Origin of the sequence: Lysobacter sp. TAB13 (genome assembly GCF_052113885.1) — a bacterium.
GTDB lineage: Bacteria > Pseudomonadota > Gammaproteobacteria > Xanthomonadales > Xanthomonadaceae > Lysobacter > Lysobacter gummosus.
In genome coordinates, this window is the sequence record NZ_JBFRDR010000362.1 from 1 (window position 1) to 374 (window position 374).

Consider the following 374-nt stretch of genomic DNA (forward strand, 5'->3'; position numbering starts at 1 on the left):
GCACACGCCTCGCCGCCATGATGGATGGGCTGCGGCTCTATGGCATGGGCTCGAGTTGGGGCGGCTTCGAGAGCCTGATGGTCCCGACCAATCCGTCCCCCCTGCGGTCGGCGACCAACTGGGCTGTCGATGGCCAGTCGATGCGCGTCCATGTCGGGCTCGAGGATATTGCCGACCTGATCGACGATCTCGAGCGCGGATTGAAGCGGCTGACCGCCTGATCTCGATCCTGCACTTCTTCACGGCGCGACCGCCAGGAGGTCGTGCCGACACGCTGCTCCCGGAGAATGACGAGCGATGCTCACAGTTTATGGCCGCAATAATTCCTCGAATGTCGCCAAGGTGCTCTGGACGCTCGACGAGCTCGGATTGAC

At 63.1% G+C, this 374-nt stretch carries 1 protein-coding gene; it reads left to right on the forward strand.

From position 1 onward, the window contains the following. The coding region (locus tag AB4Y92_RS26540; protein WP_441822337.1) for a PLP-dependent transferase at positions 1–221 on the forward strand (221 nt) is incomplete at its 5' end. Positions 222–374 lie beyond the last annotated feature (153 nt).